This is a genomic window from Clostridium weizhouense (assembly GCF_019431045.1).
GTDB classification, from domain to species: domain Bacteria; phylum Bacillota; class Clostridia; order Clostridiales; family Clostridiaceae; genus Clostridium; species Clostridium weizhouense.
The window spans coordinates 189868-207498 of record NZ_JAHXPT010000001.1 but is presented as its reverse complement, the minus strand read 5'-3'; the positions used below and the strand labels follow the sequence as shown (position 1 = coordinate 207498).

The following is a 17631-nucleotide window of genomic DNA, read 5'->3' as shown; positions in this document are numbered from 1 at the left end:
TTATATAAGGAGGCGCTTAATTTGGCAATAAACATAGTAGATAGTGTAAATTCAATACTTCAAGCAGTTTTTTTTATATGTTTACCTGATTATTGCATATTAGATAAATATAAACAGGATAAAATAAATAAATTTATAAGTATTTTATTTATTTTTTCTATTATGCAAATTTTCAATAGAGTATTTGGAAATTTATCTATTTGTGTTTTTTTTATTCATTTTATGGAAATAAGTATATTATTTATATTATATAGAAAAGCATTTTATAGTGCATTAATTACATATACAATAATTTATTTTTTAATTGCACTTAATGTAACTATATTTGGAAATTTATTTTTTGGATATTTAAAAGATATAATATATATTCAAAATATTGAAAGGTTAATGATTGCTGTTGTATACACTCCACAATTTATAATGGGAATAATATGTTTGTTGTTTAGAAAAAGAATTTTAAATTTTCATAATTATATTAGAAGTATTGCTCCAACAATGAGTACTTTAATAATAATAAATTTTTCATTAGATTTTATAGTAGCTTTTTATTTGATTTTTTATAAAGAAGAATCAGAGTTATTAAAAAATATAGGACTTGTAAGTTCATTAGTATTTGTAGGTGCGATAGCAATATATTTTTTGAAAATACATATGAGATCTAGTAAAATTTTGGCCTTAAATAAGGTTTTAGATGAAAAAAACTCTGAACTTAGAAAAATAAAAAATAATTATTCAAATGAAATTTCTTATATGTATGATTTATATTCAAGAGAAAATTTAGATGAAATTGGACAAATTCTGAAAAATATAATAAATAAAAGCAATTCAAATATTAATAATGAAACATCAAACAATACATCAAATAATACTTTAATAAGTTCTATTATAAAAAATATAAAATCAGAAGATCTTAATGTAATAGTTGATGAATCAGGATCTATAGAAAATGTTGAAATGCAAGAAATTGAATTATATAGAGTTATTTCAAATATTATAAATAATGCTATTAAGGCGATGGATGGAATTGGAATTATAATTGTTAAAACATATAATAGCCTTGATAATTTAATAATAAGTATAGAAAATAATGGACCCAAAATTGAACCAGATCATATATCTAAAATCTTTGAGGCAGGTTTTACTACTAAAAAAGATTTAGATAAAAATCATGGATTTGGTTTAAATATTGTTAGAGAATTAGTAGAAAAATACAAGGGAAAAATAAGTGTAGAAAGTACAGATGCTTCTACAAAATTTGAAATAAGATTACCATTTTTAAAATAAAGTGTTTAAGAATATAAGGTGTTAAAATAAACACCTTTTTTTAAAATTATTAGGTGCTTAAATTAAGAATAGGAGGAAGTTTATGCTTATAAGAATAGAGAGTATAATTGATATAGTTCTACAATCTATAATGACGATTATTATTATAAACTCCTGTGTAAAAGAAATACATAGAAAAGATAAAAAAGAATTAATAATAATTATTGCAATAGTATCATTATTATTTATATTAATTAAACGTTATAATCATAGTAATTATATATATATGGTATATTATTATATAATTTATATTTTTGGAATACTTATATTGTATAGGAAAGATATTATAAAAGCGGAATTATCTTATTTAATAATTTATATTCTTATAAGATTATCGGATTTAGTAGCAGTTAATATATTAACTCCTTGCATTGATTCTCTTATATTTTCAGAGAAATATATAATGAAAATAAATTTCTCAATAATATATATAGTTCATTATATTATTATTTTTTATTTACTAATAAAAAAGGAATATTTAATTAAATTACATAAATTTATAATTGATGATAAATTGCTTATAGGAGTAATTGTATTAATTAGTATAATTAGCAATTATGATATAATTTTTTATTATAGAAATATGGAGTTTAGTTATCCATTAGTAAAAAATATAATAATAATAAATATTTTTGTATTCTTTATATTAAGCACATTTTATTTTAGTAAGATGAAAAAAGAAACAGAACAAATTAATAAGTTAAATGAGGCATTAGATATAAAAAATGGTGAACTTAGGAAAATTAAGCATGACTATGGAGCACAAATTTCATATTTATATGGTTTATATCTTATGAAAAGGAAAGAAAAATTAGGACAATCATTAAAATCTATTATAGATTCAAATAATAATATAAAAAGTGCAGTACAAGTTAATTATAATATTAAAAATAATGTTATATCTAATAGTATAAAACCTATTATGGATAGAGGAATACACATTATTATAGAGGATAATGCTGATATAGATATACTTAAAATACCAGAAAATAAATTGTATACAGTATTAGATAACATAATAGAATGTGTTGATAATGCTAATGGATTTATAATAATAAAAACATATAATACATTAGATAAATTAGTTATTAATATAGAAAATAATATACAGGGAAAACGTAATTTTTTATTTAGGAATAATAAAATTAATAAAGATTTATTGATGAAATCAAAAGAATTAATAGAAGAATATGATGGATGCTTATATATAAGTAAGACTAATTTGCTAACAGAATTTGAAATTATTTTACCTATAACTAATTGTGTATAATTAAATAGAAATAATTTTACTTAGTATTGACAAATAAAAAATATGGGTTTATAATTCTAAAAAAGACATTAAAATTTAATATTTGATATCTTATCAAGAGTGGCAGAGGGACTGGCCCTGCGAAGCCCAGCAACCGATTTATTGGTTCATTTACCAATTCTACGGTGCTAATTCCTGCAGTTTTTATAACTGATAGATGAGAGAGTAAATTTGTATAGTGCTATTTATGCGTTAGAGGTTTATTCTCTAACGCTTTATTTATTTTATCGCGATAAATTTAATAGATAGAATTTTTTAGTTAATAAGTTAATAAGCTTTAATTTAATATTTTAAAGTATTTTCAAAAAATAGGAAAAGGGGGAAGTGTAATTGATAGAAATTAAAAATGTAGTAAAAACTTTTGGGGAAACACAAGTCTTAAATAATATTTCAATAAGTATAAAAAAAGGGGAAATTTATGGAATAATTGGACATAGTGGGGCTGGAAAATCTACTTTACTAAGATGTATAAATGGTCTTGAATCTTATAATGAGGGATCTCTTAAAGTAATGGGGCATGAGGTTTCAAATTTAAAAGATAAAGATTTAAGAGAATTTAGAAAAAACTTAGGAATGATTTTTCAAAATTTTAATCTTATAAAAAGAAAAAATGTTTTTGAGAATATTGCACTTCCACTAGAAGTATGGGGATATGATAAAAAAGAGATTAAAATTAGAGTATTAGAACTTATTAAACTAGTAGGCTTAGAACATAAATTATATAGTAAACCATCAGAACTTAGTGGAGGACAAAAACAAAGAGTTGCTATTGCCAGAGCTTTAGCATTGAAACCAGAAATACTTCTTTGTGATGAAGCAACATCAGCATTAGATCCTAAGATAACTAAAGATATTTTAGCATTACTTTCTAAAATAAATAATGAGCTTGGAATAACTATAGTTATGGTTACACATCAAATGGAAGTTGTTAAGGAAGTATGTCAAAAAGTAGCTTTGATTGAGGCTGGAATTATCAAAGCTGAAGGGAAGGCAGAAGAGTTATTCTTAAAACCTGGATTATCACTAAAGAAATTTTTGGGAGAAGGAGAGGAAGAAATTCTTCCTGAAGAAGGAATTAATATTAAATTATTTTTTCCAAGTAATTCTTCGGAAAATTCTATTATTACTAAGATGGCAAGAGAGTTAAATATGGATTTTTCGATTGTATGGGGTAAACTCGAAAAATTTAGAGATAATGTTTTAGGGGGGCTTGTAATTAACATAAAAGAAGAAGATAGAGAAGATGTAATAGATTATTTAGAAAACAAAGGTATATTGTTGGAGGTGGTTAAATAATGGAAGAGATAATTTTAAAGGCGTTAGGGGAAACATTAATTATGGTTTTTGCATCAACAATATTTTCTGTGATTATAGGATTTATACCAGCGATTTTACTTATAGTTACTTCAGATGAGGGATTAAGACCCAATAAAGTAATTTATAGCATTTTAGATTTTATAGTAAATACATTAAGGAGTTTTCCATTTATTATATTAATGGTGATAGTTATGCCTTTAGCTAAAATAATAGTTGGAAAAACCACAGGTATATTTGCAACAATAGTACCACTTACAGTAGCCGCAGCACCATTTGTATCAAGAGTAATTGAATCTTCTTTGAAAGAAGTTGATAAAGGGGTAATAGAAGCAGCAAAGGCTTTTGGGGCATCTGATTTTCAAATTATATTTAAAGTGATGTTAAAAGAGGCGGTTCCTTCAATAACATCAGGAATAACGCTTATATTAATAAGTATTGTTGGATATTCTGCAATGGCAGGAACTCTTGGAGCAGGAGGCCTTGGAGATGTTGCAATTAGGTATGGATATCAAAGATTTGAACCAGATATTATGATTGTGACTTGTATAATATTAATAATAGTTGTACAAGCAGTACAATTTTGGGGTAATTATTTTTATAAGAGATTATCAAAATAGAATATAAATATTAAATTTAAGTAAATAAGTAAATAATTATTAGGGGGTAATAAATATGAAGAAGAAATCAATTTTATCAATAATTTTAGCAGGAGCACTTACATTTGGGCTAGTAGGATGTGGGGCATCAAATAGTTCAAGTAGTGCATCAAAAGAGGACAAAACAATAAAAATTGGGGTATCACCAGTACCACACAAAGAAATAGTAGAAGAGGCAAAACCATTACTTGAAAAAGAAGGTTATAAAGTAGAAATAATAGAATTTACTGATTATGTGCAACCCAATACTGCTTTGGCTGAAGGCGATTTGGATGCTAACTATTATCAACATATACCTTATTTAGATGAACAAAATAAATCTAAGGGGTTAAATCTAACTTATACTGCACAAATTCATTTAGAGCCTATGGGATTATATTCAAAAACAATTAAGAGCTTAGATGATATAAAAGATGGAGATACAGTTGCTATTCCTAATGATCCATCAAATGAAGCTAGAGCTTTAAAATTATTAGCTTTACATGGTGTGATTAAAGTTTCAGATGGGGAATTAATTACACCTAATGATATAATAGAAAATCCTAAAAATTTAAAATTTAGTGAATTAGAAGCAGCAAGTATTCCTAGAGTATTAGATGATTTCAATGTAGCAGTTATAAATGGTAATTATGCACTTCCAGCAGGATTTGAACCATCAAAAGATGCAATTATAATAGAAGATAAAAATTCAGAAGCAGCAAAACCATATGGTAATATACTAGCTGTAAAAAAAGGTGATGAAGAAAAAGAAAAAATTAAAGTATTGACTAAAGCTTTAACATCTCCAGAGGTAAAACAATTTATAGAAACTAAATATAATGGAGCAGTTATTTCAGTTTTTTAATAAAATAGTTGTGTTTTAAGTAAATCTTGATATTGTAGTATAAAGCTCATGGACAGGATTGAAATAGGAAACTTGATTCATATACATTAGTCCAGTAAGTTCGAGAAACAAAATATAAAATTTTGACTCTTACTTAAGAGTTCTAAAAAGCAAATTCTAATGCCAGTTCGCCCTTATACAATAATATCAACACTGTTTTAAAACATAGGAAATATTTTAAAGAATTGAAAAAAAGCTAAGTGTTGGAGGAAGCCTCTAAATACTTAGCTTTTTACATTTAGGATAAAACTTTAATGTTATATTAAAATAAGGTATACTTTTAATTATATAGATTAAAATAAAGACTTTTAAAGGGGAATATATTATGAGAGTATCAAGTGCAAAGGTTAAATTAGTTGGTGAAGATATATTAAGTATTATTAATGAATTTGTTAAGATAGATGGTTTAAGTTTAAATAAAGTTATCATATCTGATGGAATTTTAATTTATGGAAATTTTAAAAAGGGATTGAATGTAGATTTTTCTTTAAAAGTTAATATATTAGAATGTTCAAATGGAAATATTATTGGAAAATTATCTAATCTTAAAGTTATGAAATTAGGATTATTTAGAATGATAAGGAGTTTAATATTAAAGAAATTAATTAAAGAGTTTAATGATAAAGGGATAATTGCTGATAGAGATAAAGTTATTATTGATATAAAAAAGGTGTTAAAAGATGTACCTTTTGTTGATATAGACTTACACGATGTGTTTATTAAAAAAGATGAATTATGGGTAGAATTAGAAAATATTAATGTTTCATTAAAAGGTGAACTAATAAAAGAAATAAATGAAGAGGATAAAGTAAAAAATATAGAAGAATCTAAAGAAATTATTACTACCAATAAAGTTAAAGATAATTATTCTAAGGGCCGAGAATTTCTAGTAAATAATCTTCCGGAAAAGTCAAAAAACTTTAAAGATTATATATTTCTTTTGCCAGATATTATTTCTTTAATATATAGATTATTAAAAGATGAAAGAGTACCATTAAAAACTAAGGTCATTTTATCATCATCAATTGCATATATAGTATTTCCAACGGATATAATTCCTAATAATATCCCATTTATAGGAGTAATTGATGAACTAGGAGTTGCTTTTTTTGCATTAAATAGTGTAGTTAATGATGTTCCTATGAATGTTATTGTGGAAAATTGGGAAGGAAAAAATAATATTCTTTTAGTTCTAAAGGGTGGTCTTGAATATTTAATCAATTTTACAGGTGCAAAAAATGTTGAAAAATTATATCAAGTTATAAATGAGATGTCTACATTATAAATTATAGATGCTTATTATAAACAGAGTTTTTAGGTAAATGGACTTGTTATTTTTTTGATTATGCCTTAATACTAAGATATATGTTGTAAATTTAAATCTTCAAAAAAGAATATACAGTTCTCTAATTTATTGAACAATTATTACAATATATCTAAGTTTATTTTAAAGTTTTAAATCAGTATTATTTAATGTAGCACATACTAGCATTAAATAAGATTATTATTTTATTATGAAAGGAAAAATAATGTGGGTAAAAAAGTTTATGCAATAAAAGAGGGATTTGATTCTAAAAATAATTTAAAAGTAGAAAATAAAATAGTTAATACATGGGCAGAATGTTTAAGTTATGTTAAAGGAGTAAAAGGTGCAAAATATAAAAGTTTTGAGAATATAGATGAAGCAAAAAAGTTTTTGAATGATAGTGGAGATTTATTAAAGAAAGAAGATAAAAATTATCCTGAAGATTGTCTACATATATATGTCGATGGAAGTTACAATATGGATACACAAGAATATTCATATGGAATAGTAGCTGTTAAAAATAATATAGTAGAGTATATTGATAGTGGAATAGGGAAAAATGATTCAGATAAAAATATAAGACAAATAGCTGGAGAATTAAAAGCTGCAATAGAAGGAGTTAAATATGCTCTAAAAAATAATGAAAAAAAAGTTGTGATTTTTCATGACTATGCAGGAATTTGTTATCATGCAACCGGATTTTGGGAAAGAAAAGAAGAATCATCAAAAAAATATTATGATTCTATGCAAGAATTTATGAATAATGGAATAGAAATTATTTTTGTTAAGGTTGATAGTCATACAGGTGATTTTTTCAATGAACTTGTAGATGAAAAATGTAAAGAGGTATTATTTATAAAATCAGATAAAGTAGTTGAAAAATGGCTTAAAAAGAATCAGTTAAAGGTATCGGATATATCATTAAAAAATCAAATATTAACAATAGCTGCCAATTGTGAAGAGAATATAGTAGTAATAAACAATGTAGATTTAAAGATTAATAAAAAAGAAGATATACAAAGTGATTTTGAATATATAATTAAAAGTTATAATGATAATAAAAGTCAAGGTAAGAAACTTATATCAAAATTATTAAGTAAAGAAAAGGAAAAATTTATTTTGTATTTATTAGAAAAATAGTTATAAATATAAATTTATTAATTAAATTTAATTATAAAAAACAACTAATAAACCAATAATTTCATAGAGTAAATTTTCTTAAATTACATAACTTAACTATATAAATGGAGTTCTTAGTTTAAAATGAAATTTTAATTTCATTTTAGGTAGCTTAAAGAAAATAAAATAGTTAAAAAATGCTGAATATTTTGTTTTAGAAAAATTATATAAATTTAGTCAATAGTGATTTAGTAATTAAATTTGTAGATTAAATTATAACAAAATGCATAAGTATATTAATTAAATATTTTTTTTATATACCTTAAAACTTAGAATTCAGTATCTAAAGCCTATTGTTGTTGGCTAAGGATAAAAATATAATATATGTTAAAGAGGTGTTTATTATGGGAAAATTCACAAGAGGAGTTGCAGCAGGAGCACTAATTGGAGCTACAGTCGGAATGATTGTTATGCCTCAATTAGATAGAAAAACAAGAAGAACTATGAGAAGAACAGGCATGAAAATGAGAAATATGGCAGAAGATGCATATGACGATATGATGCACCATTGGACAAAATAAAATAATTATAACAAATATCTTATCTATAAATAAAATTCATAAATGAATTTTATTTATCTTAGATAAGATATTTTTTTATTTTTATTTTTAAATATTTATAAAAAGTTAAATTTTTTTACAATTTATACGACAATATATTTATAAAAGAAAATAGATAGCATACAATACATATTTTATATTGATTTATTTAGATAAATATGGAAGATAAATATAAATATTACTAAAAATTAATATTTTGGTGTAGTTTATTGTGATTTTATGCTATAATTATTAATAAAATAATTCTTAATATAGAAAAGAGTTGAAAATTGTGGAAATTCTGTCGTTGGGAGAAAAAATAAAAACAAGAAGAAAAGAGCTTAATATGACATTAAAAGATTTAGCTAAAAATAGAATAACACCTGGTCAAATAAGCTTAATTGAATCTGGAAGATCAAATCCTTCAATGGATTTACTTGAATATTTAGCATCAACACTAAATATAAGTGTGGAACATCTTATGGAATCTGAAGAAAGTCAAGCAGAGAAGATAAGCATTTATTATGAACAAGTTGCTGAATCATATATTTTATCAGGCAATTATGAAATTGGACAAAGATATATCGATAATGCATTATATTATTCTGAAAAATATAATTTAGAATATAGAAAAGCTAGACTTTTATTTATAACTGCTCAAATACATGTATACAAGAGAGATTTTCCAATGGCTCAAAAATTCTTTTTATCTTCTAATGTAATTTTTATTAAAAATAATAATTATGAAGAAATAATAAGAACTTTTTTAAACTTGGCAAAGATCACAATAGATTTAAAAGCTTATCATTCGGCTGGCAGTTATTTAAAACAAGCTGAAAAAGTATATTTAGATAATAATATTGCAGATGACTTTTTATTAGGAGAAATATATTATAATATGGCTAGAACATATTTTAATATAGAGGATTTTGATAATGCTTTAAAGTATTCATATTTTTCTAAAAATAGTCTTGAAAAAACATATAGCAATAAGACTTATGCTAAAACTTTGCTTATGTTAGCAGAAGAATTTAATAAAAAAGGTGATTTGGCTAAAGCTACTCAATATTCTAAAAAATCTTTAGAGGTTTACAGGAAAATAGAATATAACAAGGATTTATCTAATATAGAACATAATTTAGGAAAATTATTTTATGAATTAGATGATTTAGATGAATCATTTGTACATTATGAAACATCTAAAAAAATAAGTACTCAAAATGAAATGGATAATGAATTGGACATACTTATAGATATGTGTAAATCTCATTTAAAACTGAAAAATATAGAAGAATGTAAAACTATAGTAAAGAAATTAAATAATCTTATAGATTCAAATGATAATAATAGAATGATAGAGTGCAAATTAATGGAATATACACTTTTAAATATTTTAGAAAAACATTTAGAAGCAGAGGAAACATTAATAGAAGCATATAATATAGCAAAAGATAATGGAGATTTATTAAAAGCAGGGGAACTAGCTATGAAGATAGGTAAACATTTTATCGATAAGAAAGAAGAAGAACAAGCTCAAAATTATTTAGAAGAAGGAATTATGTTTTTTGAAAAATTAGGACTGATTAAATAGTATCTTAAAAAAATAGAGAAATTAATAAATGTAAATGGGTGATGTGAGTGGAAATATTATCTACAGGTGAAAAAATAAAAAGAGCCAGGATATTTAAAGGTATTACATTAAAAGATTTATGTGGAAATAAAATATCAATATCAAAAATGAGCTGTATAGAGAATGGTAAAGTTAAAGCTGATAAAGAATTATTAACATATATAGCAGATAAAATAGGTATTGATTTAAATTATTTAACTGAAGATGTATATGAACAAATATATAATAATTTAGAAATGATAAAAAAGACAATATCTTCAGATATTGAATGTGAAAACAAACTAAAATATAATTTAGAATATTGCATTAAATATGAGTATTATGATTTGGCATTTGAATTAATGCATATATTATTTTCTTATTATATTGAACACAATAAAATTGAAAATATTCAATTAATAGTATCACAATATTATGATTTATATCAACGAAATAATACAGTAGAAAATACACTTATATATTTCAAGGATATGGCTAGATATTTTTATGAAAATAGCGAGTATATGGAATCAATAACATATTATAATAAACTACGAGAAATATTAACTCAAGAGAAGAATATATCAGATAAAGAAGAGTATTGCTTAATAGCTTATAATGAAGCAGTATGTTATCAAAAGTTAAATAAAGTAGAAGAAGCATATGAACTTTTATCAAAGGTAATAAAAGATGTAGATAGTATTAAGAATGATGCGAGCAAAGGAAAAGTTTTTCATTCTTATTCAACTCTATGTATTAAATTAAAAAAAGATTTTGCAGATCAGTATAAGAAGAAAGCTTTTGAATATCAACAGCATAATCCTATAGTTTTGGCATTATCTAAAGGAGATTACGGAAAATATTATTTTGAAGTAAATGAAAGAGAAAAAGCTATTAATGAAATAAAAGAAGGGATAAAAATTTTCCCAAACTATAATAGTGAAAAATATGTTGAATTCCTTAACTCATGTACTAAAATTTTAATAAAAAATTCTGAGTTTGAGATTGCTTCTGAAATAGCAGATGAATCTTTAAATATTGCCATCTCAACGGATAACATAATATTATTAAAAAAATCGTATTATTTAAAAGGAACTATCCTTCAAAGGCTTGGAGATTATTCACAAGCAGAAAAATATATGAACATATCATTAGATGCTTTATTTAAATCAGGAACACGAGAAGAACGTAAAGAAAGATATATAGATATGGGAAATATGTATTATAAATTAGGTTCAATATCAGATTCGTTAAAATATTTTAATTTGGCTTTTGTTGCAAATAAAAAAATATAAGTTTATGCTTTAAAATATAGTTCAAAATAAAAATCTGTCTCAATAATTAAAAATTTAATTTGAGACAGATTTTTTTATTTATAAAACTTCATTGATTAGTATTAATATAGCACCATATCCTTTAAGTTTAGTTACTATATTTAATATAGAACTATTTTTAGTATATTTAAACTCTATTTTAGGAAAAGAAGCTTTGTATAGAATTTCCTTTTCTTCTTTATTTAATCTATTAGGTTTTCCCATGGCTATCCAATAATTAAATGAAGAACCGATTTTTTCATTTATTTCATAGGTTATACTTCTTGTAGATGAGTTTATATTAGAAATATTTAGTGAAAATTTTTTTTGAACAGGTTTTTTTAATCCACGTTTAATTGAGATATCATCTATATCAATTAAATCCATAATATGATCATTATATGAATATAACAGTATACTATAAGAGTTATTCTTTTTAGTTACAATATATCCATTTTCCTTTGCTACAATATCGCCACTCATTTTACTTAGTAAATAATATGCATAATAAGAAGGTTTTTTTATTCCTACATCATTAACAATACCTGATGCACCAATAAAAACTTCATTAGTTAAAAAGACTTGTTTTCCCAATACATCAAAAGCATTTAAAAAATCTAATTCATTTTCATTCCATATGTAATTATGAATTATATATGGAAGCATATAAGCTGTATCATAAATTTTATTTAGTATTTTTTTTGAAGTAAAACTTTTTTCAATAATATGAAAATTATATTTTTCTTCTATAGTTTTAGATAAATATAATTTAATATTTTTATCTATTTTAGAGGAAAACTGAAATTGGAAATCTTTTAAATCTATTATATCAGACAAAGAAAAATATTCATAAAAACTTTTTAAAATATTTTTAAAATCAGATGATGAAAAGATTTCGTAATCGTCTATAACAATTAAGGGCTTTAATTCTATATAATTCAAAAATTCTAGAACAGAATTTATTTTATTCCAATTAAAAAAGTTATTTTTCGGGAAAATTCCCATATCGGGATGGAAAAAATTTTCTAGTCGTCCATAATTAAAATGAATTTCTTCTTGAATTTCTTCCAGAATATCTTTATTATCTTCTATTAATAGATCAAATGCTTCTCCTAAGCCTATAATTTCTCTAAAATTTTCATTAAATTCACCTATCGAATCATTCATGTTTATATGGATTTTCCAAAGTTTATTTTCATAGTTAAATCTTTCATAATCTTCTAAATGCCTTATAACTAAATTAAGACTTTCTTTTACTGGATAGTAGTCTACGTCTTTAAGTTTTTCAAGAGTTTTATCATCAATTTTATATTTTTTTCTATATTGAAATGGTGTACAGTTATAATAAAATTTAAAATTCTTATTAAAATAACGTATATGAGAAAATCCTATTTCATCCGATATTTCTGAGATACTCATATCAGTATCTAAAAGCAATTTTAGTGATTCTTCAACTCTAGTTAAATTAATTAAATCAGTAAAGGTATAGCCAGTAGCTGATTTTATTTCATGAGATAAATAATGAGGACTTAAAAATTCTTTCTTAGCAATTTCTTGGAGCGTTATATTATTATTGTAGTTATTATATATATATTTAGAGATTCTATGATATCTTTCAAGTTGCTCACTATTTTCTTTAAGTTCTTCTTTTTCATAAATCAAATAATGGAAATGATTTAGTAAATGATAAAGAAGATTAATTAAGTTAGATTCTATTTCTTTATTAAAATCTTCTTGCTTTTGAATAAACTCACACAAAATCCTAGATAAAAGTTTTCTAAGTTCTTCATATTCTTCACCTTCTTGTGCCCTATCGTCAGAAGAATTTGTATAAAAGAACATATTTTTAATATCTTTATAATACTTTTCAAAAAACGTAGGATCTATTTGAAATATTAAAACTTTATTATTTTCATCATTGCTATAAATACTATGAGTTTCTTCAACATTTATTATTTCTAATTCATTTTCAGTTAGTTCAAAATTATCAGTATCAATAGTAATATTTAAATTTCCTTTTAAAACATAAATAATTTCAATACTATTATGCCAGTGGAGTGGATATTCTTTTATTGATACATAAGAAATAAGTATAGGTAGATTTTTTTCGTAAGAAATATATTCTTTTCTCATTTTTGTTCACCTTTCACTAATATACAGTATGAATAAATTATAACAATTTATTCATATTATATAAACTTATTGTAGAGTATGATTTAACAAGAAAAAATTAACTATAATCTTAACAATGTGAATTAAATAAAAAATATATTCATAGATATAGATTAAGGAATGATAAAATTAAAGGAGCGATTGCATGAAAATGATTTCAGTTTATCCTTCATCTATATCTGTTATTAGTAAAAAATTTAATAAAGAGAATTTTTATGAAAATAAGTATTTACCGATTGGGAATACGAAAGGGGCTGATGGTAATGTTTTTAGAACACTAATGAGTTTTGATATACGAGAAAAAATATCACGTAATGCTAAAATAAAGAGTGCTAAATTAAATTTATATGTAGAAAAGAATATATATACTCATTGTACATTAAAGAGCAATGAAGTATATATAAACTATAATACAGAAGAATATAATTCTTTAGGAGTAAATTGGGATAATGCACCTAACTTTATATATTTAGGTCAGAAAGCAAGTATAAAAGGAAATAGAACTGAATATTTTATAACTATAGATCTTATGGACGAATCAAATAAATGGACAGATTATTATAAAGACGATTATGGAATAACATTAACAGGAATAGAAAATATGAATAACTCTATAAGCATATTCTCGTATGATCATAACAGAAGAAAACCATATATAGCTTTAGAAATTGAAGACTAAATAAAATTTTTAGAGTAATTAGTTTAAAATTTTATAAAAAGTCATGTGAAAACAAAAAAGTTTTCACATGACTTTTTATATTTATTTTTAGATATATGCTTTAAGTGAATATTGATACTGTAGTATAACACTTATGCTACAATATCAATATTATTTTAAAATATAAGTGTGTATATATTACGATTTAAATTCTACATTTATTTAAATAATTTGTTAAAGATAATTCCAAACTAAATTCTTCCTTACATTATAAATTAAAATTTATTTAGAAGATAAAGATAAATATTCAAATAAACTTTGACTTTCTTTGACCTTTGTATTAATATATATTTATAAAGAAAAAATAATATATATATATTTTAATTAAGTTATTAAATTTATAATCTTTTATAGAGTTTTTATATATTTTTAGGAGGTAGAAGAATGAATATCGATAAAATGACTTTAAGAGTACAACAAGCTTTAAATGATGCAAATGTTACGGCTGTTAAATATAATCATCAACAAATAGATATAATTCATCTTTTTTCTGCACTTGTAGAGCAGGATGATGGATTAGTACCTAATATTTTAACTAAAATGGGTATCTCAGTTAAGAGTTTAAAAGAAAGTTTAAATAATAGTCTTAATTCTATGCCAAAAGTATTAGGTGATGGAGCATCAAGTTCTGGAGTTTATATCACAAGAAGAGTAGATGAAGTACTAATTAGAGCAGAAGAAATTTCAAAAAAGTTTGAGGATTCGTATATAAGTGTTGAACATTTAATGCTTGCAATAATGGAGATTGATAATAATGGAGATGTTACAAAAATCTTAAAAAGATTTAATATTACAAAGGATAGTTTTTTAAAAATTTTATCCGAAGTTAGAGGAAGTCAGAGAGTTGATTCTCAAGATCCAGAAGGAACATATGATGCTTTAGCTAAATATGGGACTAATTTAGTTGATCTTGCGAAAAAACACAAATTAGATCCTGTTATTGGAAGGGATGAAGAAATAAGAAGAACTATAAGAATACTTTCTAGAAGAACAAAAAATAATCCTGTACTTATAGGAGAACCAGGTGTTGGTAAGACTGCTATAGTGGAAGGGTTAGCAGAAAGAATTGTTAGAGGAGATGTTCCAGAAGGATTAAAAGACAAAATTATATTTTCACTTGATATGGGGTCACTTATAGCAGGTGCTAAATATAGAGGCGAGTTTGAAGAAAGATTAAAGGCTGTTTTAAAAGAAGTTCAAAATAGTGAAGGTAAAATTATTTTATTTATAGATGAAATCCATACTATAGTAGGAGCAGGGAAAACTGACGGTGCTATGGATGCAGGAAATTTAATAAAACCTTTATTAGCAAGAGGAGAGCTTCATTGTATAGGTGCAACAACTTTTGATGAATATAGACAGTATATTGAAAAAGATAAGGCTTTAGAAAGAAGATTTCAACCTGTAATCATAGAAGAGCCAAGTGTAGAGGATACTATTTCAATATTAAGAGGATTAAAAGAAAGATTTGAAATACATCATGGAATTAGAATTCATGATTCAGCAATAGTTGCAGCAGCAAAACTTTCTAATAGATATATTCAAGATAGATATTTACCAGATAAAGCAATTGACTTAATTGATGAAGCTGGTGCAATGATAAGATCTGAAATTGATTCTTTACCAACAGAATTAGATATTATAAGAAGAACTATTTTTAAACTTGAAATTGAAAAAGAAGCTTTATCAAAAGAAAAAGATGATGGATCAAAAAATAGATTATTAGATTTAGAAAAAGAACTTGCTGAATTAAAAGAAAAAAATGATGAGATGACTGCTAAATATGAAAAAGAAAAAGAGCATATTGTGGTTATTAAAAATACTAAAAAAGAATTAGATGAAGCAAGAGGAGAATTAGAAGCAGCTCAAAGAAATTATGAATATAATAAAGTTGCTGAAATTCAATATAGTAAAATTCCTGCTTTAGAGGAAAAGCTTAAAAACATGGAAAGTGAAGTAAAAGAAAATTATGAAGGAGCTCTTTTAAAAGAAGAGGTTACAGAAGAAGAAGTATCACAAATTCTTTCTAAATGGACAGGAATACCTGTAAGTAATATTCTTGAAGGGGAAAGAGAAAAACTTTTAAGATTAGAAGAGGATATGAAAGAAAGAGTTATAGGTCAAAATGAAGCGATTGAATCGGTTACAAATGCAATTCTTAGAGCAAGAGCAGGACTTAAGGATATTAATAGACCAATAGGATCATTTATATTTTTAGGGCCAACAGGAGTTGGTAAAACAGAACTTGCAAAAACTTTAGCAAGAAATTTATTTGACTCTGAAGAAAATATTATTCGTATTGATATGTCGGAATATATGGAAAAGCATTCTGTATCTAGATTAGTTGGAGCTCCTCCAGGATATGTTGGATATGATGAAGGAGGACAATTAACAGAAGCTGTTAGAAGAAATCCTTATAGTGTAATACTTTTTGATGAGATTGAAAAAGCGCATGAAGATGTGTTTAATATATTCCTTCAAATCTTAGACGATGGTAGATTAACAGATAATAAAGGAAAAACTGTAGATTTTAAAAATACTATAATTATTATGACATCTAATATAGGAAGCAACTATTTGTTAGAAAATAAAAATGAAAATTGTATTGAATCAAATATAAAAGAAAGTGTTATTAATGAATTAAAATTAAGATTTAAACCAGAATTTTTAAATAGAGTTGATGATACAATTATGTTTAAACCATTAACAGAAAATGGAATCAAAAAAATTATTGATATATTCTTAAAAGAAGTAAAAAATAGATTAAAAGATAGAAATATAGAATTAGATGTAACAGATGAAGCTAAAGCAATAATGTCAAAAGAAGGGTATGATCCTATATATGGAGCAAGGCCGTTAAAAAGATATATTCAAAATACTTTAGAAAATAATCTTGCAAGAATGATAATTAGAGGAGATATTATTTATGGATCTAAAGTTAGGGTTGATGGAAATGATGAAAAGATAACATTAAATGTACTAAATAATTAAATATTGTTGCATTAAAATAAAGACTATCATAAACATAGAAATATTTTTTGATAGTCTTTATTATTTTATTTAAATATAAATTATTTTTATAATTAATCCATAGTCTACATAATTTCTTTTATTGATTAACTACAATAAAAGAAAGAGACAGGATACTTAATATTTTATAAATATCCTTGATGTCCTTTATTTTATATAAGAATTAATTATTATCTGAAAAAATTTCAGTTTTTATAATTCTGTGTGTAAAATAAAAGATGATCAGTTAATTTATCAATATTATAGCATACCTATCTCTCCATTTGGTACATCAGTC

At 23.9% G+C, this 17631-nt stretch carries 13 protein-coding genes and 1 riboswitch; of the genes, 12 read left to right on the top strand and 1 reads right to left on the bottom strand.

Annotated elements, in window-relative coordinates:
• Positions 1-21: 21 nt before the first annotated feature.
• From KYD98_RS00965 to KYD98_RS00920, 10 genes are all read left to right on the top strand, one after another.
• A complete protein-coding gene (locus KYD98_RS00965) occupies positions 22-1284 on the top strand; it encodes a sensor histidine kinase (protein WP_219777719.1) in 1263 nt (420 codons plus the stop codon).
• A gap of 82 nt (positions 1285-1366) precedes the next feature.
• Positions 1367-2593, top strand: a complete 1227-nt coding sequence (locus KYD98_RS00960; RefSeq protein WP_219777718.1) for a histidine kinase — start codon at positions 1367-1369, stop codon at positions 2591-2593.
• 87 nt (positions 2594-2680) lie between these two features.
• Positions 2681-2796, top strand: a riboswitch (SAM riboswitch).
• A gap of 166 nt (positions 2797-2962) precedes the next feature.
• Positions 2963-3928, top strand: a complete 966-nt coding sequence (locus KYD98_RS00955) for a methionine ABC transporter ATP-binding protein (RefSeq protein WP_219777717.1) — start codon at positions 2963-2965, stop codon at positions 3926-3928.
• Positions 3928-4566 carry a methionine ABC transporter permease gene (locus tag KYD98_RS00950; protein WP_219777716.1) on the top strand — a complete coding sequence of 213 codons (639 nt, stop codon included), beginning with the start codon at positions 3928-3930 and terminating at the stop codon, positions 4564-4566. Before KYD98_RS00955 ends, KYD98_RS00950 begins: the two co-directional genes overlap by 1 nt.
• Positions 4567-4621: 55 nt before the next feature.
• Positions 4622-5449, top strand: coding sequence for a MetQ/NlpA family ABC transporter substrate-binding protein (locus tag KYD98_RS00945; RefSeq protein WP_219777715.1), 828 nt, complete (start codon positions 4622-4624; stop codon positions 5447-5449).
• 364 nt (positions 5450-5813) lie between these two features.
• Complete coding sequence (locus KYD98_RS00940) at positions 5814-6773, top strand: YkvA family protein (protein WP_219777714.1); 960 nt, start codon at positions 5814-5816, stop codon at positions 6771-6773.
• Positions 6774-7019: 246 nt separating this feature from the next.
• On the top strand, positions 7020-7934 hold the full coding sequence (locus tag KYD98_RS00935; RefSeq protein ID WP_219777713.1) for a ribonuclease H1 domain-containing protein: 915 nt from the start codon (positions 7020-7022) through the stop codon (positions 7932-7934).
• A gap of 383 nt (positions 7935-8317) precedes the next feature.
• Positions 8318-8494 carry a YtxH domain-containing protein gene (locus KYD98_RS00930; protein WP_219777712.1) on the top strand — a complete coding sequence of 59 codons (177 nt, stop codon included), beginning with the start codon at positions 8318-8320 and terminating at the stop codon, positions 8492-8494.
• A 310-nt stretch (positions 8495-8804) separates the two neighbouring features.
• The gene (locus KYD98_RS00925) at positions 8805-10103 is read left to right on the top strand and encodes a helix-turn-helix domain-containing protein (RefSeq protein ID WP_219777711.1); all 1299 of its coding nucleotides are present in this window, start codon (positions 8805-8807) and stop codon (positions 10101-10103) included.
• 47 nt (positions 10104-10150) lie between these two features.
• The gene (locus KYD98_RS00920; protein WP_219777710.1) at positions 10151-11416 is read left to right on the top strand and encodes a helix-turn-helix domain-containing protein; all 1266 of its coding nucleotides are present in this window, start codon (positions 10151-10153) and stop codon (positions 11414-11416) included.
• Between the two features lie 78 nt (positions 11417-11494).
• On the opposite strand, the gene KYD98_RS00915 is transcribed toward KYD98_RS00920, so the two are convergent.
• Entirely contained in the window at positions 11495-13567 is a 2073-nt protein-coding gene (locus KYD98_RS00915; RefSeq protein WP_219777709.1) for an AraC family transcriptional regulator, read from the bottom strand.
• 184 nt (positions 13568-13751) lie between these two features.
• On the opposite strand from KYD98_RS00915, the gene KYD98_RS00910 reads away from it, so the two are divergent.
• Positions 13752-14285: a DNRLRE domain-containing protein gene (locus KYD98_RS00910; RefSeq protein WP_219777708.1), complete on the top strand. Its 534-nt coding sequence runs from the start codon at positions 13752-13754 to the stop codon at positions 14283-14285.
• 423 nt (positions 14286-14708) lie between these two features.
• The gene (clpB, locus tag KYD98_RS00905; RefSeq protein WP_219777707.1) at positions 14709-17315 is read left to right on the top strand and encodes an ATP-dependent chaperone ClpB; all 2607 of its coding nucleotides are present in this window, start codon (positions 14709-14711) and stop codon (positions 17313-17315) included.
• The last annotated feature ends 316 nt before the right edge of the window (positions 17316-17631 follow it).